This window comes from Enterobacter cancerogenus (assembly GCF_019047785.1).
Lineage (GTDB): Bacteria > Pseudomonadota > Gammaproteobacteria > Enterobacterales > Enterobacteriaceae > Enterobacter > Enterobacter cancerogenus.
In genome coordinates this window covers 1,327,579-1,348,956 of the sequence record NZ_CP077290.1, presented here as the reverse complement: position 1 = coordinate 1,348,956, position 21,378 = coordinate 1,327,579, and the positions used below count along the sequence as shown (strand labels likewise).

20 protein-coding genes are annotated in these 21,378 nt (G+C 56.3%); 11 read left to right on the top strand and 9 right to left on the bottom strand.

Features of this window, described 5'->3' with window-relative positions:
• Positions 1–68 precede the first annotated feature (68 nt).
• The gene (locus tag I6L58_RS06300; RefSeq protein WP_088207706.1) at positions 69–1,229 is read left to right on the top strand and encodes a pyridoxal phosphate-dependent aminotransferase; all 1,161 of its coding nucleotides are present in this window, start codon (positions 69–71) and stop codon (positions 1,227–1,229) included.
• On the opposite strand, the gene I6L58_RS06295 is transcribed toward I6L58_RS06300, so the two are convergent.
• From I6L58_RS06295 to citR, 3 genes are all read right to left on the bottom strand, one after another.
• On the bottom strand, positions 1,230–1,856 hold the full coding sequence (locus I6L58_RS06295; RefSeq protein WP_088207705.1) for an IbrB-like domain-containing protein: 627 nt from the start codon (positions 1,854–1,856) through the stop codon (positions 1,230–1,232). It lies immediately after the preceding gene.
• A complete protein-coding gene (locus I6L58_RS06290) occupies positions 1,841–3,064 on the bottom strand; it encodes a phosphoadenosine phosphosulfate reductase (protein ID WP_042320951.1) in 1,224 nt (407 codons plus the stop codon). Before I6L58_RS06290 ends, I6L58_RS06295 begins: the two co-directional genes overlap by 16 nt.
• Before the next feature lie 175 nt (positions 3,065–3,239).
• On the bottom strand, positions 3,240–4,139 hold the full coding sequence (citR, locus tag I6L58_RS06285) for a DNA-binding transcriptional repressor CitR (RefSeq protein WP_088207704.1): 900 nt from the start codon (positions 4,137–4,139) through the stop codon (positions 3,240–3,242).
• 668 nt (positions 4,140–4,807) lie between these two features.
• Between citR and ahpC the strand changes: the two genes are divergently transcribed.
• From ahpC to I6L58_RS06255, 6 genes are all read left to right on the top strand, one after another.
• Positions 4,808–5,371 (top strand): alkyl hydroperoxide reductase subunit C, encoded by a 564-nt coding sequence (ahpC, locus tag I6L58_RS06280; protein WP_006177103.1) that lies wholly within the window; start codon positions 4,808–4,810, stop codon positions 5,369–5,371.
• Between the two features lie 241 nt (positions 5,372–5,612).
• Positions 5,613–7,178 (top strand): alkyl hydroperoxide reductase subunit F, encoded by a 1,566-nt coding sequence (gene ahpF / locus I6L58_RS06275; RefSeq protein ID WP_088207703.1) that lies wholly within the window; start codon positions 5,613–5,615, stop codon positions 7,176–7,178.
• Between the two features lie 293 nt (positions 7,179–7,471).
• Positions 7,472–7,948 carry a TorD/DmsD family molecular chaperone gene (locus I6L58_RS06270; protein ID WP_254082146.1) on the top strand — a complete coding sequence of 159 codons (477 nt, stop codon included), beginning with the start codon at positions 7,472–7,474 and terminating at the stop codon, positions 7,946–7,948.
• A complete protein-coding gene (locus tag I6L58_RS06265; RefSeq protein ID WP_088207701.1) occupies positions 7,945–10,221 on the top strand; it encodes a molybdopterin-dependent oxidoreductase in 2,277 nt (758 codons plus the stop codon). Before I6L58_RS06270 ends, I6L58_RS06265 begins: the two co-directional genes overlap by 4 nt.
• The gene (locus tag I6L58_RS06260) at positions 10,218–10,775 is read left to right on the top strand and encodes a 4Fe-4S dicluster domain-containing protein (RefSeq protein WP_042320954.1); all 558 of its coding nucleotides are present in this window, start codon (positions 10,218–10,220) and stop codon (positions 10,773–10,775) included. Before I6L58_RS06265 ends, I6L58_RS06260 begins: the two co-directional genes overlap by 4 nt.
• Positions 10,775–11,542 carry a dimethyl sulfoxide reductase anchor subunit family protein gene (locus I6L58_RS06255; RefSeq protein ID WP_088207700.1) on the top strand — a complete coding sequence of 256 codons (768 nt, stop codon included), beginning with the start codon at positions 10,775–10,777 and terminating at the stop codon, positions 11,540–11,542. The genes I6L58_RS06260 and I6L58_RS06255 overlap by 1 nt, the downstream gene beginning before the upstream one ends.
• A 39-nt stretch (positions 11,543–11,581) precedes the next feature.
• Here I6L58_RS06255 and uspG read toward each other — a convergent pair whose 3' ends face one another.
• Positions 11,582–12,010 (bottom strand): universal stress protein UspG, encoded by a 429-nt coding sequence (uspG, locus tag I6L58_RS06250; RefSeq protein ID WP_088207699.1) that lies wholly within the window; start codon positions 12,008–12,010, stop codon positions 11,582–11,584.
• Between the two features lie 181 nt (positions 12,011–12,191).
• Between uspG and I6L58_RS06245 the strand changes: the two genes are divergently transcribed.
• The gene (locus I6L58_RS06245) at positions 12,192–13,430 is read left to right on the top strand and encodes a zinc-dependent alcohol dehydrogenase (RefSeq protein ID WP_006177110.1); all 1,239 of its coding nucleotides are present in this window, start codon (positions 12,192–12,194) and stop codon (positions 13,428–13,430) included.
• Between the two features lie 10 nt (positions 13,431–13,440).
• On the opposite strand, the gene yldA is transcribed toward I6L58_RS06245, so the two are convergent.
• Both yldA and rnk read right to left on the bottom strand, forming a co-directional pair.
• Positions 13,441–13,530 (bottom strand): small membrane protein YldA, encoded by a 90-nt coding sequence (yldA, locus tag I6L58_RS23045; protein ID WP_366928102.1) that lies wholly within the window; start codon positions 13,528–13,530, stop codon positions 13,441–13,443.
• A 146-nt stretch (positions 13,531–13,676) separates the two neighbouring features.
• Positions 13,677–14,087, bottom strand: a complete 411-nt coding sequence (gene rnk / locus I6L58_RS06240; RefSeq protein WP_006177112.1) for a nucleoside diphosphate kinase regulator — start codon at positions 14,085–14,087, stop codon at positions 13,677–13,679.
• A 254-nt stretch (positions 14,088–14,341) separates the two neighbouring features.
• On the opposite strand from rnk, the gene I6L58_RS06235 reads away from it, so the two are divergent.
• The 3 genes from I6L58_RS06235 (at position 14,342) to I6L58_RS06225 (ending at position 16,720) form a co-directional block, all read left to right on the top strand.
• Positions 14,342–15,172, top strand: coding sequence for an alpha/beta fold hydrolase (locus tag I6L58_RS06235; protein ID WP_088207697.1), 831 nt, complete (start codon positions 14,342–14,344; stop codon positions 15,170–15,172).
• Positions 15,173–15,261: 89 nt separating this feature from the next.
• On the top strand, positions 15,262–15,876 hold the full coding sequence (locus tag I6L58_RS06230) for a flavin reductase family protein (protein WP_088207696.1): 615 nt from the start codon (positions 15,262–15,264) through the stop codon (positions 15,874–15,876).
• A complete protein-coding gene (locus I6L58_RS06225; protein ID WP_088207695.1) occupies positions 15,866–16,720 on the top strand; it encodes an AraC family transcriptional regulator in 855 nt (284 codons plus the stop codon). Before I6L58_RS06230 ends, I6L58_RS06225 begins: the two co-directional genes overlap by 11 nt.
• Before the next feature lie 3 nt (positions 16,721–16,723).
• Here I6L58_RS06225 and ptsP read toward each other — a convergent pair whose 3' ends face one another.
• Genes ptsP through ypdF form a run of 3 tightly spaced genes read right to left on the bottom strand, consistent with a single transcriptional unit; the run spans position 16,724 to position 21,367 of the window.
• Positions 16,724–19,219, bottom strand: coding sequence for a phosphoenolpyruvate--protein phosphotransferase (gene ptsP, locus I6L58_RS06220; protein ID WP_088207694.1), 2,496 nt, complete (start codon positions 19,217–19,219; stop codon positions 16,724–16,726).
• 22 nt (positions 19,220–19,241) lie between these two features.
• A complete protein-coding gene (gene ypdE / locus I6L58_RS06215; protein WP_058610650.1) occupies positions 19,242–20,282 on the bottom strand; it encodes an aminopeptidase in 1,041 nt (346 codons plus the stop codon).
• Entirely contained in the window at positions 20,282–21,367 is a 1,086-nt protein-coding gene (gene ypdF / locus I6L58_RS06210) for an aminopeptidase (protein WP_088207693.1), read from the bottom strand. The genes ypdE and ypdF overlap by 1 nt, the downstream gene beginning before the upstream one ends.
• Between the last annotated feature and the right edge of the window lie 11 nt (positions 21,368–21,378).

Sequence of the window (21,378 nt, the reverse complement as noted above, 5' to 3'; positions counted from 1 at the left end):
TTGATTGCCAAAGACTAACATCGTGTTATAGTGTCAGCAACATAAGTATTACACGCAGGCACAACGCAATGAGCAATAACCCCTTGATTCCGCAAAGTAAACTTCCCAGTCTCGGCACCACCATCTTTACGCAGATGAGCGCGCTGGCACAGCAGCACAACGCCATTAACCTTTCCCAGGGATTCCCGGATTTTGACGGCCCGGCTTATCTGCAGGAGCGCCTGGCGTACCACGTTGCGCAGGGGGCGAACCAGTACGCGCCGATGACCGGCGTGCAGGCGCTGCGTGAAGCCATTGCGGATAAAACGGCGGCGCTTTATGGCTACACGCCGGATGCCAACAGCGAAATCACGGTGACAGCAGGGGCCACCGAAGCGCTGTATGCGGCCATTACCGCCCTGGTGCGCACCGGGGATGAAGTGATTTGCTTTGATCCGAGCTACGACAGTTACGCCCCCGCCGTTGCGCTTTCTGGCGGTGTGGTAAAACGCGTGGCGCTTCAGCCGCCGCATTTCCGCCCGGACTGGCAGGCCTTTGCCGCGCTGCTGAGTGATAAAACGCGCCTGGTTATCCTGAACACGCCGCACAATCCGTCCGCGACGGTATGGCATCAGGCGGATTTCGCCGCCCTGTGGCAGGCCATCAGCGAACGCGAAATTTACGTGCTGAGCGATGAAGTGTATGAGCACATCTGTTTTGCGAAAGAGGGGCATGCCAGCGTGCTGGCGCATCCGCAGTTGCGCGAGCGCGCCGTTGCGGTGTCGTCATTTGGCAAAACCTACCATATGACTGGCTGGAAAGTAGGCTACTGCGTGGCGCCGGAGGCCATCAGCGCGGAGCTGCGCAAAGTTCATCAATACCTGACCTTTGCGGTCAATACGCCCGCCCAGCTGGCGCTGGCGGACATGGTGCGCCATGAGCCGGCGCATTACCGCGAGCTGCCGGAGTTTTATCGCGCCCGCCGGGATCTGTTTGTGGATGCGCTTAGCAAAAGCCGGCTGAAGATTTTGCCGGGGGAAGGCACTTACTTCCTGCTGGTGGACTACAGCGCGATTTCCGATCTGGACGACGTGAGTTTCTGCCAGTGGCTGACCAAAGAGGCGGGCGTGGCGGCCATTCCGCTGTCGGTATTCTGCGCCGATCCCTTCCCGCACAGGCTGGTTCGCATCTGCTTTGCGAAACAGGAATCGACGCTGTTGGCCGCGGCGGAGCGCCTGAACGCCCTCTGATTATTTCACCGTCCAGGCTTCGGAATAACGGCGGTCTGCAAACAGCTCCAGCAGGCCGTTAATCTGCTTCAGACGCAGCACTTCGTCACAGTCCATCCCCAGCTCTTTGCCGATTTTCTCGTCAGGCCAGCCAAGCTGCGCCAGTTCACGTACGATATCGGACATGGCGTTGATCTGGTGTCGACCCCGCGCACGGTTGTGGCGAATGGTGGCGGCCATCCTGTCGACCTTCTCCCGGCGATCTTTGCGCAGGCAGGTGACGGGCAAATAGCCCCGGAGCTGGCGCTTGAGCGCTGCCCGATTTTTGCCTATCTCGTGGCGGTGAAAGCCATCGACGATTTCATAGTGCCGGGATTTGCCTTCCGTCACCACGATTGGCTGGGTGAATCCATCAAGCTCAAGCGACTGCGTCAGCAGACGCTTTTCCGGAGGGGCAACGTTATTGGGGTTGTAATCATTGGCGATAATCTCGTCCTGTTTGATCCACAGCACGCAGTCGATAGGTTGCTCGCGAAAAGGACTGTCTTCATGCAGCGCCTCGCGGAATTTGTTGATCGCCTCGATTTTTTGCTCTTCCGGCAGTGACGACAGATAGCGTTTGATATCGTTGATTAATCGTTGTTGCATAAGATCCCCCACTCCTTGCGTTTTAATTTCATCCGTTCGCTGTATCGCTGGTAATGCTTTGGCTTGTTAGGGCTGAACGACAGCGCGCGACACCAGTAGTCGTTATTGAGAAGTACCTTGCAGATGCGCCGCCACGACGGGATGTCTTTTGACCCGATGTCGCCCTCCTGGGTATCGGGGATCTCTGGCATCCCCTTTTTTTGGTACCAGTGCAGGTAAACGGCAATTTTATTGCGGTAATGTTCAGAGGTGGTTTGCGGCATGCTGTCGAGCAGCAGAAGGGCGTATTCTTGCCAGGTGAGGTGCTCGGGTTTGAGTATTTTACGGTGACCGTAGAAGTGATTGTCGTGGCCCGCGTAGATCCCCCCGCTCCTGACGCCGCTGACGCGTTCGCACATTGCGGCCCACCGCTCCGGCTCCAGCACATGATAAAGCCACAGCCCCTGACGTTGCTCCGGGCCGAAGGGTTCACAGATGCGCATATAGCGCGGCGGCACCCCGGCCTGGTACATCAAATCGTACAGCGGGTTATAGCAGGAACCGGTTTTGGCAAACCACGTCCAGATGTCAGCCGTTTTCCAGTCATAGAGCGGGTAGACATACCAGGCATGCCCGCCGGGGGCGACGGTGGTCCAGGGTTTATCATCGGCAAAACGCTGCTTGCGCGCGTTGGCGATGGTCAGAAAGCGGTTGTAGGACTCATCGGCGCGAATACCGATCATCACGGTGGCAGGGCGGTTTTGAGCAAACCAGTCGGAAAAGGCGCGAACAAACGCCTCAAACGTCATGCCCTGCTGGTAAAAATCAAAGTAGCCGGGATCGGTAATGGCATCGGGCGGCGGCTGGCGCACCCACTTCGCGCCCGGCTCCCAGCATTGCCATTCGGGCTGAAATTGAGAAAGGGCATTTTGCGTGGTCAGCGGCAGTGCAACCCACCAGAAATTATCGATGACGTCACAAAACTGGGCTCGCATATTTTCGACATGCTGGATGGTTGTGGAAAATTGCGCTTCCCAGTCGATGAACAGGACGTCAATTTTACGCTGCATCTTGCGCGCGCATTCACACGCCAGGTAGAGCATGACCGTGGAGTCTTTCCCGCCAGAAAATGACACACATACTCGGGAGAAATTTTCCAGCGTCCATGCAATGCGCTCCTGCGTTGCGTTCAGGACATTTTGGTTAAGGGGGAGCTTATATAATGACATATTCTTCCTCATCCTGAGTAAGTTACGCTGTGTCAGCACGGGCCAAACAGCGTGAAGAATAATATCATTATTTTTTCAATGGGTTAGCTGAAAAATTGTGAATATTTGAAAACGGTAGCGTGGAACCTGTTCTTATTGCCCCCGGCTGCTTTAAAGAAAGCAGCCGGAAGGGGGGTTATAAAACCGGTATTTCCTCAATGAAACTCGAAAATACCGAGCTATTAAGCGCCGAGCGGTTGTACAACATATAAATATCAACGGTAGGAAGAACAATATCTGTTTCCAGCGCTTTCAAACCCAACGCATCGCCGTATTGCCTGAAGGCATTTTCCGGTACAACGCCCACTAAATCGGAAACGGTAAGCATCGATAATATTGTCAGATAAGAATCGCTTCTGAAACTGACCGTTCTTTCCGGCAGTGCGTGTTCAATTTTTTCCTGAAACGTTTTTACGCCAGAACCGTCGCTTAAGTAAGCGGCAAATTTCTCATTAAGAAGATCCTGGCGAGTAGGCGATACGCTCAGTCGTGGATGCCCCTTGCGGCAGACGAGGTTCATCTGCAATTTGTGAAACATGTTGCAGGCGAGCGAGCGGTTGTTCACCGGCGCGATAGCAAAAACCAAATCGGCCTTACGGTAGGCCAGCAGGTTTTCTGCGGAGTCCGGCGAGACCATGACGTCATGCAGTTCGATCTCGTAATTATGCTTATCCATGAGAAGCTTAATCGGGTTGAGAAGGATGTTGGGCGTCAAAATTTGCGGGCAATAGATCACAAAGTTTTTCTTTAGCCCTGAGCTGTGCATAATGTTGATGGTCTGCTCAAGCTGGTTCAGGTTTTGTTCCAGATGATGATGCAGATTTACCCCGACAGTGGTAGGCGTGATGCCTTTACCCGAACGGATAAAAAGGGGATCATTAAGCTGGTTGCGCAGACGCTGCAGAGACTGGCTTACGGCTGACGGCGTAATGTAAAGCGTTTCTGCGGCCTTGCTGATGCTCAGATTCTGATAAATGCACTCAAAAATAACTAAAAGATTTAAATCAAATTTTTTGAGATCGTAGAGGTTAGCCATGTTTCGTCCTGATGTTGCTTCGTTGTCATGTTGTTAGTGCATTTGTATTAACTATAGATTGAAGCGAACCATTTACAATCCTTGTGGTTAGCTTACTTAATGCCACATTAAAACGTGCTTAATATATCACGCCACCAGATAAATGAAATAGTTCTGAAACGGAACTTAAGATATTATTATCTTTGAAAGGTTGACGTTTCGATTTAAAAAAACTTGAACTATTTTTTTTACGTATTCAACGTTTTTATTTGTTAAATTTCATGGGTGAAAATAGTGAACATCATTCATGCCATAAATAAAACTGCCTGCCTCCTATTCGTTATTCGATCAAACCTATCGCAGCCATAGGCAGTAACGCGGCCAGACCGATTGCCCTGAGCAGGGGCGGGTGCTTTAATCACTTTGCTGTTACGACCTTGATATTACGGTTTGTAGAGCGCAACGCAACGCCAGCGTCTGCTGGCACTGAAAGTTCCTGTGGGAAGTTCAGGTATCAGGGCCGCCCAATGGGCGGCCTTTTTACTTTCAGGCTTAGCTTCTTTTAGGTTCACCACCCTTTGAAGTGCGTTTGTAAGGTATCGCTGATTGATTTGATAAAGTAAACGCATTAGCCCGTTCAGCGAAAGTTCGATACCTTACATCTCAACGAAAACACGGAGGAAGTACAGATGTCCTTGATTAACACCAAAATTAAACCTTTCAAAAACCAGGCGTTCAAAAACGGCGAATTCGTAGAAATCACTGAGAAAGACACCGAAGGCCGCTGGAGCGTGTTCTTCTTCTATCCGGCTGACTTTACCTTCGTTTGCCCAACCGAACTGGGCGACGTGGCAGACCATTACGACGAACTGCAGAAGCTGGGCGTAGACGTTTACTCTGTCTCTACTGACACCCACTTCACCCACAAAGCGTGGCACGGCAGCTCTGAAACCATCGCAAAAATCAAATATGCGATGATCGGCGACCCAACCGGCGCCCTGACCCGTAACTTCGACAACATGCGTGAAGATGAAGGCCTGGCCGACCGTGCCACCTTCGTTGTTGACCCGCAGGGCATTATCCAGGCCATCGAAGTGACCGCTGAAGGCATCGGCCGCGACGCATCTGACCTGCTGCGTAAAGTGAAAGCAGCCCAGTACGTTGCTTCTCACCCAGGCGAAGTGTGCCCGGCGAAATGGAAAGAAGGCGAAGCGACCTTAGCGCCATCTTTGGATCTGGTCGGTAAAATCTAAATTTCCGTCGTCTTTCACGCCATAGCTGCGTTGGCGTCGCCTGCTCACCCCGGTCACTTACTTCAGTAGGCTCCCGGGGATCCACAGGCTAGCCGCCTTGCTCTGACGCGAAATACTTTGGAAATTGTTTCAGTTATGGGCGCACCCGCGCCCATTTTATCCCGGCACCATGATGCAAGTTGCATTCAGGTTGCCCGTTTAAGGCAATTTGCATGATGACGTCTTAAGAGAGGGAAGAACAATGCTCGACACCACAATGAAAAGCCAGCTCAAGGCGTACCTTGAGAAATTAACGAAGCCTGTTGAGCTGATTGCCACGCTGGACGACAGCGCAAAATCGGCAGAAATCAAAGAATTGTTGACCGAGATCGCTGAACTGTCGCCAAAGGTGACCTTCAGAGAAGATAACGCGCTGCCCGTTCGCAAGCCGTCATTCCTGATCGCTAACCCAGGCTCTGACCAGGGGCCGCGCTTTGCCGGTTCTCCGTTGGGGCACGAATTTACCTCACTGGTGCTGGCCCTGCTGTGGACCGGTGGTCATCCGTCGAAAGAGGCGCAGGCGCTGCTGGAGCAGATCCGCGATATCGACGGTGATTTTGAGTTTGAAACGTACTACTCGCTCTCCTGCCACAACTGCCCGGACGTGGTGCAGGCGCTGAACCTGATGGCAGTGCTGAACCCGCGCATTAAACACACGGCGATTGACGGTGGCACCTATCAGAACGAAATCACCGAACGCAACGTGATGGGCGTTCCGGCGGTCTTTATGAACGGTAAAGAGTTCGGTCAGGGCCGCATGACGCTGACGGAAATCGTTGCCAAAGTGGACACCGGTGCAGAAAAACGTGCGGCAGACGCGCTGAACAAACGCGATGCGTATGACGTGCTGATCGTCGGCTCCGGCCCTGCGGGCGCAGCGGCGGCGGTGTACTCCGCACGTAAAGGCATTCGTACCGGTCTGATGGGCGAACGTTTCGGCGGCCAGGTGCTGGATACGGTAGACATCGAAAACTACATCTCTGTGCCGAAAACCGAAGGCCAGAAGCTGGCCGGCGCACTGAAGGCGCACGTTAGCGATTACGACGTGGACGTCATCGACAGCCAGAGCGCCAGCAAGCTGGTCCCTGCGGCAGTGGAAGGCGGTTTACACCAGATTGAAACGGCCTCCGGCGCGGTACTGAAAGCGCGCAGCATTATCATTGCCACCGGCGCAAAATGGCGCAACATGAACGTGCCGGGTGAAGATCAGTACCGTACCAAGGGTGTGACCTACTGCCCGCACTGCGACGGCCCGCTGTTTAAGGGTAAACGCGTGGCGGTGATCGGCGGCGGTAACTCCGGTGTGGAAGCGGCCATTGATCTGGCGGGTATCGTTGAACACGTTACGCTGCTGGAGTTTGCCCCGGAAATGAAGGCCGACCAGGTGCTGCAGGACAAAGTGCGTAGCCTGAACAACGTCGACATCGTGCTGAACGCGCAGACGACGGAAGTGAAAGGCGACGGCAGTAAAGTGACGGGCCTGGAATACCGCGACCGCGTAAGCGGGGATGTGCACAGCGTTCCGCTTTCCGGCATCTTCGTGCAGATTGGTCTGCTGCCAAACACCACCTGGCTGGACGGGGCGATTGAGCGCAACCGCATGGGCGAAATCATCATCGATGCCAAATGCGAAACCAGCGTGAAGGGCGTGTTTGCGGCGGGCGATTGCACCACCGTTCCGTACAAACAGATCATCATCGCCACGGGCGAAGGTGCGAAAGCGTCGCTGAGTTCCTTCGACTACCTGATCCGCACCAAAACAGCATAATAAAAGAAAGTAAGACTACACCTGCATACCGCCTCATCACGAGGCGGTTTTTTTATTTCCACGCTTTTTTAATATTATTTTCCGCGCAAAATATTTTGCATCCCGAACCGACAGCCTGCCTTGATCAAAGAAATTGCCGAATATGTTGATAATATCTGCCAGATTTTCGTTGCAGATAATTATTTATATTTCCTATGAAAGATAAAAATACATTCGCAAATTCAATATATGACAATCTGTCATTATTTGAATTAACCGGGTTAGCCTTACGCGATTTTTTTAGCGCCGCAGAAATGACGGCACGACAGCGGGCGTTGCGTCAGCTTTATCCGCAGTGTAAAGCATGGGACGACAGCGCCTGGCTGGAGATGGAGTACGATTTCAGCGCGCTGTTTGTCGGGCCGATGGCACCGCTGGCCGCGCCTTACGCCTCGGTCTGGCTCGACGAGGAGCCGCTGGTTATGGGGCCGACAACCCTTAACGTACGCGAATTCTTAGACAGCGTGGGTCTGGTGGTGGGGGAGGACAGCGCGGCACCGGACGACCATATCAGCATCGAGCTGGAGCTGGTGGTTATGCTCTGTGCCCACGCTCGTCATTTACCGCAATATCATGACGCTTTGACCCGCTTTATAACGGGCCATCTGGCGCTGTGGCTGCCCGCATTTATCGACAACATTAATAACAATGCGAAAACATCTGCAATAAGAGATGTCGCCCTGCAACTTACTAATTGGTTAGATGAATTAAAAACGAGAGTAATATTATGAGCATTGATAAAGGACAGCTAAACCGGCGCTCCTTTTTAAAAGGTCTGATTGCATTAGGTACCGTTGCGGCACTGCCTGGCGGGTTATTATCTTCCCGCTGCGCGATGGCCCAGCCGCCGATTCCGTTTAACCCTAAAACCTACAAAATCTTTCGCAATGCCTGTCCGCGTAACTGTTATGACACCTGCAGCCTGAAAACCTGGGTGAAGGACGATGTCATCACCTTCGTGGAGGGGGCGAGCGAATCGACCTACACCCACGGCGCGCCGTGCGTGAAAGGCTTGACCTATCCGCGACGCGTTTATTCCCCGGACCGTATTAAGTATCCGATGATTCAGGACGGACGCGGCAGCGGTAAGTGGCGACGCATCTCCTGGGATGAGGCGATGCAGCGCATTGCCAGCAAAATGCTGGAGATCAAAAAGAAAGATGGCTCCCTGCTGGGCCTGGCGCTGACCAAATACTCCGGCAACCTCGGCGTGATGAGTTACGCCGTGGAAGGGATGATGTCTTCTCTGGGATACACCACCCGCTTTGCCGGTACCCCGTGCTGGCCTGCCGGGATTGACGCCCAGCATTACGATATGGGCGACATGTGGTGTAACGACCCGGAAGATATGGTGAAGGCCAAATACATCATTCTCTGGGGCGCGAACCCGGCCTGGTGCTCCATGCACTCGATGAAATACATCTATCAGGCGCGCGAGAAAGGGGCGAAGGTCGTGGTTATCGATCCGCTGTTCTCGCAAACCGCCGCAAAAGCCGATCTCTATCTGCGCGTGCGTCCCGGCTCTGACGGCGCGCTGGCGCTGGGCATGGCACGTCACCTGCTGGATTTAGGCCGCGTTGATCAGGAATTTGTGACCCAGTTCGCCCACGGCTATCCCGAGTTTGAGCAGTACCTGCGCAACAACATTACGGTGGAGTGGGCGTCCGAAATTTGTGGGCTGGCCCCGGACGTTATCCGGCAGCTGGCGGACGAGTTTACCGCCGTTAAGCCCGCCACCGTCTGGATCGGCTACGGCATGCAGCGTCACGTCAACGGCGGGGCGAACGTGCGCGCCATCGATGCCTTTGTGGCGATGACGGGTAACATCGGGGTTGAAGGCGGCGGGGCGCGCTACGGCCATCTGCAAACCTGGGGCTATAACTACCATGCGATGGCGCAAAAGCCACCGGCTGGCTCCGTCGGTATGACGGGTGCCGCGGGTCCGGTTGGCGAGTTTGTCAGCGACAGCGGCGAGAAAAGTCAGTATTCAGACCGCGCGCTGAACCTGAACCAGACCGCACAGAGCATTCTTGACGCTAACGATCCGCCGGTTCGCATGCTGTGGGTCGCCTGTAAGAACCCGTTCGCGCAGGATTTCGATCGCAACAAAATGGAAAAAGCGTTCGAGAAGCTGGAGATGGTGGTGTGCGTGGATCAGTTCTTTAACGAGACGGTACAGCACGCCGACATCGTTCTGCCTGTCACCACGACCTTTGAGCACTGGAGCGCCTCGTCCTCTTACTGGCACTACTGGCTGACGGTGAACGAACCGGCCATCAAGCCGATGTACGAATGCAAGAGCGACCTGGATATTGCCGTGCTGCTCTCGCGCACCATCAACAAAATGGAGCCGGGTTCATGCACCTTCCCGCAGGATGTCGATCAGAAAAAATGGCTGGACCTCGAGTTTAACGACGGGCTGGCGAAACAGTTCGGCATCAGCTCGTGGGACGACCTGCTGGACGGCCCGGTGAAGGCCAAAATGCCGAGCAGCGCCGCCTGGTACGATCGCAAATTCAAAACGCCGTCCGGCAAGTACGAGTTCCTCTCTGAGCTGTGCGAGAAAAACGGCCACAAGGCGCTGCCGGAATATCTGCCTGCCGCCGAGGGTAAACTGCCGTTCCACCTCTTTACGCCGCATCTGCAGTACGGCCTGCACTCGCAGTTCGTCAACCTCGACTGGATGCAGGTCTTCTGGCCGGAGCCGTTCGTCTATATCCATCCCGTCGCCGCGAAGAAAAAAGGCATCCGCGATCTGGCTACCGTCCGGGTATTTAACGAGATCGGTGAAGTTGAACTGCGCGCGAAGGTCACCACCAACGTGCCGGAGGATTTCCTGGTGATGTATGAATCCTGGTTTAACAAGCTCAGTTACAACGTGCAAAACGTGGTGAAAGACACCCCGGCCGATATGGGCCTGATGGCAACCGGCGCGCCCGGTGCGGCCATTCATGACCAGTTTGTTGACATTGTCCTCATTGCAAATGAAGGAGTAGAGGCATGAGACGCGCATTTTTAGTGAACAGTGATAAGTGCATTGGCTGCCGTGGGTGCGCGATGGCCTGTAAAAGCTTTAACCAGCTGGAGCCGGACCGCTTCTGGCGCTATGTCTATCCGCTGGATAAAGCCATTTACCCGCACGAAGAGCGCGCGTTTTTCTCGCTGGCCTGTAACCACTGTGAAAATCCGGCCTGCCTGGCCGCCTGCCCGGTGGAAGCCTACACCAAACGTGATGACGGCGTGGTGGTGCATAATCCTGAGCGCTGCATTGGCTGTAAAAACTGCATTCGCAACTGTCCTTACGGCGCGCCGCGCTTTAACGAAGAGACGCAAAAAGCCGAGAAGTGCAGCATGTGCTACGAACGTCTGGATATCGGCATGAATCCGGCCTGCGTGAACGCCTGCCCGGTAGGGGCGCTGACGCTTATCGACCTGGACGCCGATCCGCTGCCGAACAACGCGGTGCAGTATCCGCCGGGCTTCCCGCATATGCCGCAGCTTAATCCGGGTACGCGCTTTATTCTTGCCCGTCAGCCAAAACAGCCGGGGGATAAATAATGGAAAAGTATGAACTGCCGCTGGTGATTTTTACCGTGCTGAGCCAGATGTCTGTGGGGATGACGTTACTCCTCACCTGGCGGACGCTGCGCGGCGAGATCGAAGGTAACCGCCTGTACTGGCTGATCACCGGTGCGATCCTTGGGGTAGCGTCCGTTGCGGCGATCCTGCACCTGGCGCACCCGGAACACGCCTATAACGCGCTGATCAACCTGAAACACGCCTGGCTGAGCCGTGAAATTCTCGGCGCGACGATCTACGGGGGGACCATCGGCCTGGCCTTCCTCACCAAAGGCAATAAAGGCGCTGCGCTGCTGGCGTCCCTGTTTGGGGTGTTGCTGGTGGTTGTGCAGGGCATGACCTATGCCGCGCCCGCCATGCAGGCGATTGCCAACGGCATCACCATGATGCTGTTTTTCGCTACCGTCTGGGTGATGGGCTGCGCCGCCACGCCGCTGCTCGGGCTGCAATCCTCCCATCGCGCTCTGCAACAGGGTGTTATCGCCCTGATGGCACTGATGATCGCCGCGCCTGTTATCTGGCTGAGCGGCGGCACGGTGGTGAAGATGACGGCGCAGGCGTGGTTAAGCTCACCGCTCTATCTGGGTAGCCTGGTCTGCTGCCTGCTGGGATGTGGATTAACGCTGACGCGCCAGCCGAAGCAGAAAGCGATCTTCGCGATTCTGCTGGTGGGGGTCGTGCTCAGCCGCCTGACCTTCTTCGGTGATACAGTCAGCACCATCGTGAACATCGGACACCTGTACTGATAAAACTAACCCCGCATCAGCGGGGTTTTTTACGGGCGTTTAGCGCACCACCATCACCGGGATATGGGTGTGGCGGATCACGCTTGAGGCGTTGGACCCCAGCAGGTGCGTGGTAATCGAAGGATTGCGCGAGCCGATCACCACCACGTCAGCTTTCAGTTCGTCGGCCAGCTCGTTAACCACATCACGCACGCTGCCAAACCTGACGTGGGTTTTGATGCGGGAGGGATCGATGCTGAAGTGCCCGACCATGGTCTGCAGCCGCGTTTCGGCCTCGTGCTGTAAGTGTTCCTCAAAGCGACGCACGTCGGCGGCAAAGCGGTGCAAACTCAGGCTCGCCGAGCCGGGCAATACGTGCAAAAGGTGAATAATCCCGTCCTGCTGCGCCAGGAACTCGGCGTGGCGAACGGCTTTGTCGCTTAGCTCCATCTCAAAAACATCAACCGGCATAATGATTGTCTGATACATACCCGTTTCTCCTTGTTTATTAACGCTGAAATCATTCAACCATAAAATAGTTATGCTTTCTGTAACCTCAACAGCACTTTTTTATATCACCAGGATAAATCTCAAAAGGTGCGGATTTCGGGGGGATGCCCGAGAGGTAGCTACCCTTTTAGTAGCTTACCCACATCCTTTCGGAGGTCGTATGAAGGCATTGACGTATCACGGTCCGCACAATGTTCGCGTTGAGAATGTCCCCGATCCTGTCATTGAGCAGCCTGACGATATCATCCTGCGCGTGACGGCCACCGCCATCTGCGGCTCTGACCTGCATCTCTATCGCGGGAAGATCCCTAAGGTGGAACATGGCGATATCTTTGGTCATGAATTTATGGGCGAAGTGGTTGAAAGCGGGCGGGACGTGAAGAACCTTCAGAAGGGCGACCGCGTAGTGATCCCCTTTGTCATTGCCTGTGGCGACTGCTTCTTTTGCCAGATGCACCAGTACGCCGCCTGCGAAAAAACCAACGCCGGGCAGGGCGCTGCGCTGAACAAAAAGCAAATCCCCGCACCCGCCGCGCTGTTTGGCTACAGCCATCTTTATGGCGGCGTGCCGGGCGGGCAGGCGGAGTACGTGCGCGTGCCGAAAGGCAACGTGGGGCCGTTTAAAGTGCCGCAGCTGCTCTCCGACGACAAAGCGCTTTTCCTGTCTGACATTTTACCTACCGCCTGGCAGGCGGTGAAAAACGCGCAGGTGGGTAAAGGTTCAAGCGTTGCCGTTTTCGGGGCGGGGCCGGTGGGTCTTCTCACCATTGCCTGCGCGCGGCTGGCAGGCGCTGAGCAAATCTTTGTGGTGGATCATCACCCGTACCGCCTGCGGTTTGCGCAAGAACGTTACGGCGCCATCCCGATCAACTTCGACGACGACAACGATGCGGCGGAGAAAATCATCGAACAGACGGCGGGCCAGCGCGGCGTGGATGCGGTGATTGATGCTGTCGGCTTTGAAGCGAAGGGCAGCACCACGGAAACTATCCTGAGCAACCTCAAAATTGAGGGAAGCAGCGGTAAAGCGTTGCGCCAGTGCATTGCCGCAGTGCGTCGTGGCGGCGTGGTGAGCGTACCCGGGGTATATGCCGGGTTTATTCACGGCTTCCTGTTTGGCGATGCCTTCGATAAGGGCATTACGTTCAAAATGGGCCAGACGCACGTCCATGCCTGGCTGGGCGAGCTACTGCCGCTTATTGAACAGGGGCTGCTTACCCCGGAAGAGATTGTGACGCACTATCTGCCGCTGACCGATGCCGAACGTGCCTACAAAATTTTCGAAAAACGCGAAGAGGAGTGCCGGAAGGTTATCCTGGTGCCTGGCGCAGACACGCCGGAGGCGGCAGAGCAGAAGGTGAAAGGGCTGGTGAACGCCTTTCCCGGCGGGGTCGTGTAACCCGGCTCGCTTACCAGTGACGTTCCAGGTAAAGCACGGCCATGACGATGACCGCCAAAAAAACCAAATAAACCAGTGTGATGGACGCTATTTCACCCATAAGCGTTTCCGCGCGACGCAAACAGATTAAGCGTGGATGACGGCGTTTTTCGGCGATATAGGACGTTTGGGTGAAATGCGTAAAAAGCGGAAAGAGGATGCCTGGCATCCTCTGTGCAAAGCGGACAGGCGCTTGTTCAGAAGGGATTAACGCAGGTAATCACCGGCGGCTTCTGGCTGGTAGAGCAGGGCGAGCACTTCCAGATGGGTAGACGCACCGCCCGGAAGGTCCCAGTGAATGGTATCACCGGTACGCAGACCCAGCAGCGCCGCGCCGACGGGGGCCAGAACCGAAAGCTGCGTGGCGCTGTCGGTCATCTGCGCCGGGTAGACCAGCGTACGGGTCAGTTCTTCACCGGTGGTCAGGTTGCGGAACGTCACCTGGCTGTTCATCGTCACTACGTCATGCGGCATGGACTCAGGCGTACACATCTGCGCACGATCAAGCTCCTCGTTGAGGGCGTCGGCAACCGGGAGTGAGGCGTATTCTGGTTTTTCCAGAAGGCGGTCGATACGTTCTGCGTCGAGCTCATTAATGATAATTTTAGGTCTGGACATTTCTTACTCCATGTCGTGAATGCTGCGTGTTACGCAGAAACCAATCCAAAAGAAAACCCTCGCCGTCTGGCAGCGAGGGTTTAACTCTCCTGATGATACTGGCTGAAGACGCAAGTTTGAAGTGATGAAGGTCACATTCATACGCCATATGAATTTTTGGCGAAAAACGTGCTGCCTTGCCAATTTGCATTATTCTTTTTAAGCGCCCTTTGTGGGCGACTATCCGCCTTCCGTGTTTCCTGTCAGGAGATTTCATGAGCAATTACGACAAACTTACCCTGAAAGACGGCAGTTATTTGCATTTTAAGGACTGGGGCAGCGGGCAGCCGATTGTCTTCAGCCACGGCTGGCCGTTAACCGCCGATGCCTTTGAAGATCAAATGTTGTATCTGGGGTCGAAAGGATTTCGCGTTATTGCCCACGACCGCCGCGGTCACGGGCGCTCGGCGCAGCCGTGGGACGGGCATACGATGGATCAGTACGCGGACGACTTGGCCGAGCTGACCGCGCACCTTAACCTGAAAGAGGCGGTGCACGTTGGGCATTCGACGGGCGGTGGGGAAGTGGCGCGCTATATCGGCCGCCACGGCACCGATCGCGTCGCTAAGGCGGTGCTGATTGGGGCCGTGACGCCGATTATGATCAAAACCGATTTTAACCCGGACGGCGTGCCAAAAGAGGTCTTTGATGGTATTCGCGAAGGGGTAGTGAACGACCGGGCGGCCTTCTTCTACGAGCTGACCGCTGCGTTTTATGGCTACAACCGCCCGGGGGCAAAAGAGTCTAAAGCGGTACGTGAAAGTTTTGTGGAGCAGGGGCTTCAGGGGTCGATCAAGGCGCTGTACGACTGCGTGAAAGCCTTCTCGGAGACGGACCTGCGCGAAGATCTGAAGAAGATGACCATCCCTACGCTGGTGATCCACGGCGATGACGATCAAATTGTGCCGATCGACACCTGCGGGCGCGTGGCTGCGGAGATCCTGCCGAACGCGGAGCTTAAGGTGTACGCTGGCGGCTCTCACGGCATTTGCACTACCCATAAGCATCAGATTAATGACGATTTGCTGAAATTTATTCAGTCCTAATTTCGTGCGGATTGCGTTACGCTGAGTGTCCTGAATCAGGGCACTGAGCGAAGCGTCATTCGTATCTGCCCCACCAGTGAGAGAGCCTCATGTATTTTTATCAACCTTCTCAGGGGCACGGCCTGCCGCATGACCCGTTGAATGCCATTATTGGTCCGCGTCCGATCGGCTGGATCGCGTCGTGCGACCGCGCCGGTCAGCGAAACCTTGCCCCTTACAGCTTCTTTAACTGCTTTAACTATCGTCCGCCGATCATTGGGTTTTCCAGCAATGGCTGGAAAGACAGCGTTCGCAATATTACCGAAACGGGTGAGTTCGTGTGGAACCTGGCAACGCGCAGTCTGGCCGAAGCGATGAACGAAACGTCCGCGACGCTTTCGCCCGGCGAGGATGAATTTGCGTTTGCCGGGCTGACGCCAGCCGCCAGCCAGCTTGTCAGCGCGCCGCGCGTGGCGGAAAGTCCGGTCAACTTTGAGTGTCGCCTGTCCCAGTGTATTCAGCTCACGGGGGCCGAAGGTACGCCGATTGACACCTGGCTGGTGCTGGGCGAAGTGGTCGGGGTGCATATTGCCGAAACGCTGCTGGAGGAGGGGATTTACCAGACGGCGAAAGCGCAGCCGATCCTGCGCGCGGGCGGGCCAACGGCCTATTACGCAATCAGCGATACCCATCGCTTCGACCTGGTTCGCCCGGATGCGCGATAACAGCCTGCCTGCCGATCAACAGTTCTTTGCCGACCTGTTTAGCGGGCTGGTCCTCAATCCCCAGCAGCTTGGACGTGTCTGGTTTGCCCATCGCCCGTCATCCACCTCCTCCGGGACCGTGGCCCTCGAATGGCCGCGGCTCGATGTGGTGTTGCGCGGCGAGTACGGCAACCTGCTCATTGCCGAGCAAAAAGCGATTCGCCAGGGGGAGATGCTGTTTCTCCCGTCACGCACCGTCTGTTCGCCAACGTTTGCCCGGCCAGTTATGCTGCTGAGCATTATTTTTGCCCCGTCGTGGCTTGGGCTGGCATTTCAGGATGCCCGCAGCGGGCAGGCCGTAGAGCCGCAGCGAAAAGTAGAGCTTCCGCATCCGGAAAGGGGGGAGTGTGCGGCCATGCTGACGGCGCTTACCCATCTCAGTGCCTCCCCGCAGGACCAGGATATTATCCAGCCGCTGGTGCTGGGCCTGCTGAACTGGTGCCGTAAACGGGTCTCTTCTCTGCCCGAGCCAGGGATGTCGCGCGGCGATTTTCTCTATCAAAGCATCTGCAGCTGGATCCAGGTCAACTATGCGGGGGCGTTGACCCGTGAAAGCGTTGCCGCCCTGTTTAACATCTCGCCCAACCATCTCTCGCGCCTGTTTTCGCAGCAGGGCACCATGAGTTTTGTGGACTATGTTCGCTGGGTGCGTATGGGAAAAGCGCGGACGATCCTGCAAAAATATCACCTGCCGGTGGGGGAAGTGGCGAAGCGCTGCGGCTATCCCGACAGCGACTACTTTTGCCGTCTGTTCCGGCGTCAGTTTGGCCTGACGCCGGGGGAGTACCGCACGCGATTTCAGTAGCGGTCAGAAGGTGATTTCAGCATTGAGCAGGTCAAGCATGCTTTGCGGCGAGTCGGCCGCAAAAAGCGACGCGCGAAACGCCTTGTTGACCAGTTTTCTGGCCAGCTGAGAGAAGACCTTGACGTGGTTGTTTCCTTCCTGAGTACCCAGCGTCAGCATGATCACCAGCTCGACCTCTCCCATATCCGACTCCCAGTCAATCGGCTTCTCCAGACGGGCAATGCTAATGCTGGAGTGGCGTATCCACTGGGATTTGGTATGCGGGATCGCCACCCCTAACCCGACGGCGGTGGTGACAATCTCTTCCCGTTGCCAGAGATCTTCTTCAAGCTCGAGCGGGTGTTCTGTGCGTCCGTGGATAGCCAGATTGCCGCATAAAAATTGCAGCACCTGCTCTTTGGAAGCCAGCGGTTCGTTGAAGACGATTGTCTCCTGCGCCAGCAGTGGACGCGGCGGCTCTTCAGGGGTGAATTCCGCCAGAAGCGCTTCGATCTCCTCTGCGCTGCGGCACTCGCAGGCACGTTCTGCCAGGGTCTGACACGCGCTTAGCTCAAGCTGGCGGAGCAACGTTTTCACGTCAGGGATGCGCGGCCCGCTCATGCTAAATTCATCGATGTCCAACCCCAGAAGCAGAGGCAGATAACGACGTTCGCCGCCGAGTTCGCCGCAGATCCCAACCCATTTTCCGTGGCGATGGGCAGCGGTGACGATCTGGCGCACCATGCGTAAAAATGACGGTGTGATCGGGTTATACAGCGGCGAGACACGCGGGTTATTACGGTCGACGGCGTAGAGGTACTGGGTCATGTCGTTTGAGCCAATACTGAAAAAATCCACCTCGTCGCAGAAGTGATCGATGATAAAGCAGACGGACGGGACTTCCACCATGATGCCCAGCGGCAGGTCCGGGGTGTGACGCAGCCCCTGTGACGTCAGCTCCTCGCGGACGTTTTGCAGCTCTTGTTTTACCCACAGAATTTGGTCGAGGCTGTGGACCATGGGGATCATCAGCAGGGCATTTCCGCTGGCGCCAGCGCGTAAAATCGCCCGCAGCTGGGTACGGAACAGGTGAGCAAATTCAGGGTAGATGCGTACCGCACGATAGCCGAGGAAGGGGTTCTCCTCCTGCGGGATATTGAGATACGGGATCTGTTTATCGCCGCCGATATCCATGGTGCGGAAGATCACCGGTTTACCCTGAGCCGAGAGCAGCACCTGCTGATAGGCTTCAAACTGTTCCTGCTCATCCGGGGCGGTATCGCGATCCATGTAGAGCATTTCGGTACGGAACAGCCCAACGCCCTGCGCGCCACAGGCGAACGCGCCGGGGGCTTCCAGGGCGCTGCCGATATTAGCGGCAATATCCACGGCAACATTGTCCCGGGTCAGCGCAGGACGCCCGGCGTCTTTGAGCTGCTGCTGGTGGCGTTTATCGGCAAGCCGCTGCGCCACGCTGTAGTAGTGATTCACCGCCTCATCAGGCTTCACCACCAGTACGCTGCACACGCCGTCAAGAATGACCTCGTCGCCGGTAAACGGTGTCAGGGAGGAAATGGTTACCCCGCTGAGTACCGGAATGGAAGCGGCGCGGGCCAGGATCAGTGTATGCGACGTTCGCCCGGTTTTTTCCAGCACCATGCCTTTCAGATAGCGGGTATCAAGGCTTAAAAACTGGCTCGGGGTTAAATCTTCCGCCATCAGAATCGTGGGCGCATCCAGCGTAAATACGGATGCTTGCTGAAGCTCAGGCCAGGTAATGCTCAGCAGTTGTTCGCTGATATCACGGATGTCGCTGACGCGCTCGCGAAGGTAATCGCTGGCCGAATGGGAGAGCTTGTCGCAAATCTGCTCCATGTTGCCAATGATCGCCTCTGCAAGGCTCAGCCGTTCTTCGCCGATCAGACGGCGAATATTGCCACCAAACTCGTCGTCCTGAATCAGCGACAGATGAGCGCTGATAATGGTTTTACTTTCACCCCCCAGCCCGCGCAGGCGCTGGTTAAGCTGCTCCGCCAGCGTGGCGAGGCTGTGCTCCAGACGGGTGATATCCTCCGGCGAGGCCGGTATCTGACGATAGCGATGGAGATTATCACTCTGCCAGGCCCGCAGCGTTCCGCTACCGATGCCGCTGGCAAGCGTAATGGCGTGCTGCAGCTGCGGATTAAGCCGCATCAGCGAACGGGGCAGAGGATGTGCGACGTGCGGCGCATCCCCTGACGGAATGCTGTCGCTGTCGATGAACGACGTGTTTACATACTGTTCAAGCACGCGTCTGGCCTGCTCTTCGTCGCTGCCGCTGATTTCGAGCACGCAGCTGTCGTTAAACAGCGTGCCGGTGCTGATCAGCGCCAGCGAGCTTTTGGCATCCGCCTGGGTGTTAAGCCGGTTATTGATAAAACGGATATCGCTGCGCCAGACGCTGCACTGCTCTTTAAGCGCCCACGCCGGACGGGCGTGCAGGCCGTTGGGCAGCGGGCAGGAAAATTCAATAGAAATCATACGCTCTCCTTAACGCGTGAGATCAGCACCTGAAGTCCGTCAGGTGAGCCACGGTCTCACGATTCATACACGCCACCAGGGCGACAAGCAGTTGATGAGTTTGGTTAATGTCTTTTTCGTCGGCGATCGAGGCCGCGCAGTGCCCGTGTCGGGTTGGCGGGCCTAACACCACCGCGGGAACGCCCGTCCCGGACAGGTGAATGGCGCCGCCGTCGGTGCCGCCGTTGCTGAACATATCTTTTTGCAGCGGGATCCCCAGCGGACGCGCTACCGATTCAATAAACGCGGTCAGTTTCGGTGGGGCGATAAGCGTTTTGTCGTACAGCACCAGCATCGGGCCAGCACCGATTTGACGGTGGTTCGCGTTACCGTAGTCAAAGTTTTTCGACCAGCAGGCGGTATCAAGGACCAGCGCAATATCAGGTTGAATGGCCTGGGCTGCGGTGCGCCCTCCGCGAAGCCCAACCTCTTCGCTGGAACTGGCTACCAGCCACAGTTCACAGTCGAGCGGGGCCTGATGCAACTCGCGCAGCAGGGTGATCAGCAGATAGCACCCGAGGCGATCGTCGAAAGCTTTTCCCATCACCCGGTTATGGGGAAGCGTCTGGAAAGGCGTATCGAACGTCACGCGGTCGCCCGCATCTATGCCCGCAGCGTAGACCTCCTCGGCTGAGGTTGCGCCAATATCCACGCGCAGGTTGTCTACGGTTTCACCTTTCAGATCGCCGTCCAGCAGGCCCGGGATTTTTAGCCCGTTGCGGGTGGTGATGCGTACGGGCTGAAGCGTGCGGGCCATCATGCGGACGTTGCCAATCGGCAGGACATCAATGGCTCCTTCACGCGAAATACTGCGTACGATAAAACCGACTTCGTCCATGTGGGCGCAAATCATCACCTTTGGCCCGTTGCTCTGATTCACACGAATGAGCACCGAGCCGAGGCCGTCGAACTGAACGTCTTTGTGATAGCGGTGTGCTTCGTTAATCAGGATGTCGCGCACCTCTTGCTCCGACGCGGCAATGGCATCGGCTTCGCTTAACGCGCGCAGTAATTCCTTGTCCATCAGTGTTCTCCCGTCATCAGTAGCGTTTTGTCCATGGTGTAGAGCACCTCGGCCCCGGTGTGCGTGACCAGCACCACGTCTTCAATCCGCACGCCGCCCACACCGTCAAGGTAGATGCCAGGCTCCACGGTCAGGAGCATGCCGGGTTTGAGCAGCGTGGCGTCTGTGGGGGAAAATCGCGGATTTTCATGGACATCAATACCGATAGCGTGCCCGGTGTTGTGACCGAACTGCGGGCCGTAGCCTGCGCGCGCGATTGTCTCCCGGGCAGCAGCATCCACCGCATGGCAGGGGACGCCGGGACGAATGGCATTGATGGCCGCAAGCTGCGCCGCCAGCACGGTCTGGTAAACCGCGTAGAGCGGATGCGCCTCGGGTGTCTGGCCTTGTCTGGCGACAAGGAAGGTCCTCGTCATATCCGAACAATATCCCTGGTGTTGGGCGCCAAAATCGAGGGTGACCATTTCGCCCGCGTCGATGATCTTATCGGAGGCTTTGCCGTGCGGCATTGCGCCGCGTGGCCCGCTGGCAACGATAGTATCGAAGGAGGGCTTATCTGCGCCCTGCTGCTTCATAAACCACTCCAGCTCGGCGGCGACCTCGCGCTCGCGCAACCCCGGCTGAATGAAGCGGCGGATATGATGCGCGGCGTCGTCGGCGATGCGGCACGCCGCGCGGATCCGGGCGATTTCGTCCGCGGTTTTAATCTGTCGCAGGGCGTCGAGAGAGATCCCGCACAGCGTCGCATTCAGCGCGTCGCGCCACTGGCAGGCGGTGTGCCAGCTGACGTGTTCGCCTTCAAAGCCCAGCCGCGAAAGCCCTTCGTCGGCAATCAACTGGTTCACCACCCCGGCAAACGAATGCTCCGCATCAAGCAAGTGCATCCGGTAGCCTTCCGCACGTGAGGCGATGTCGTGGTAGTAGCGAAAATCCACCAGAATATGCGCGGCGGTTCGCGTAACCAGCACATAGCCCGAACCGGTGGACAAGCCCAGATGGGGCTGTTTGTTCTGCCGTGAGGCAATCAGCACGCCATCCAGCTTTTCGGCCTTCAGCCAGTGGCGAAGCGTTGTGAGTAAATCCATCTCGTTATCCC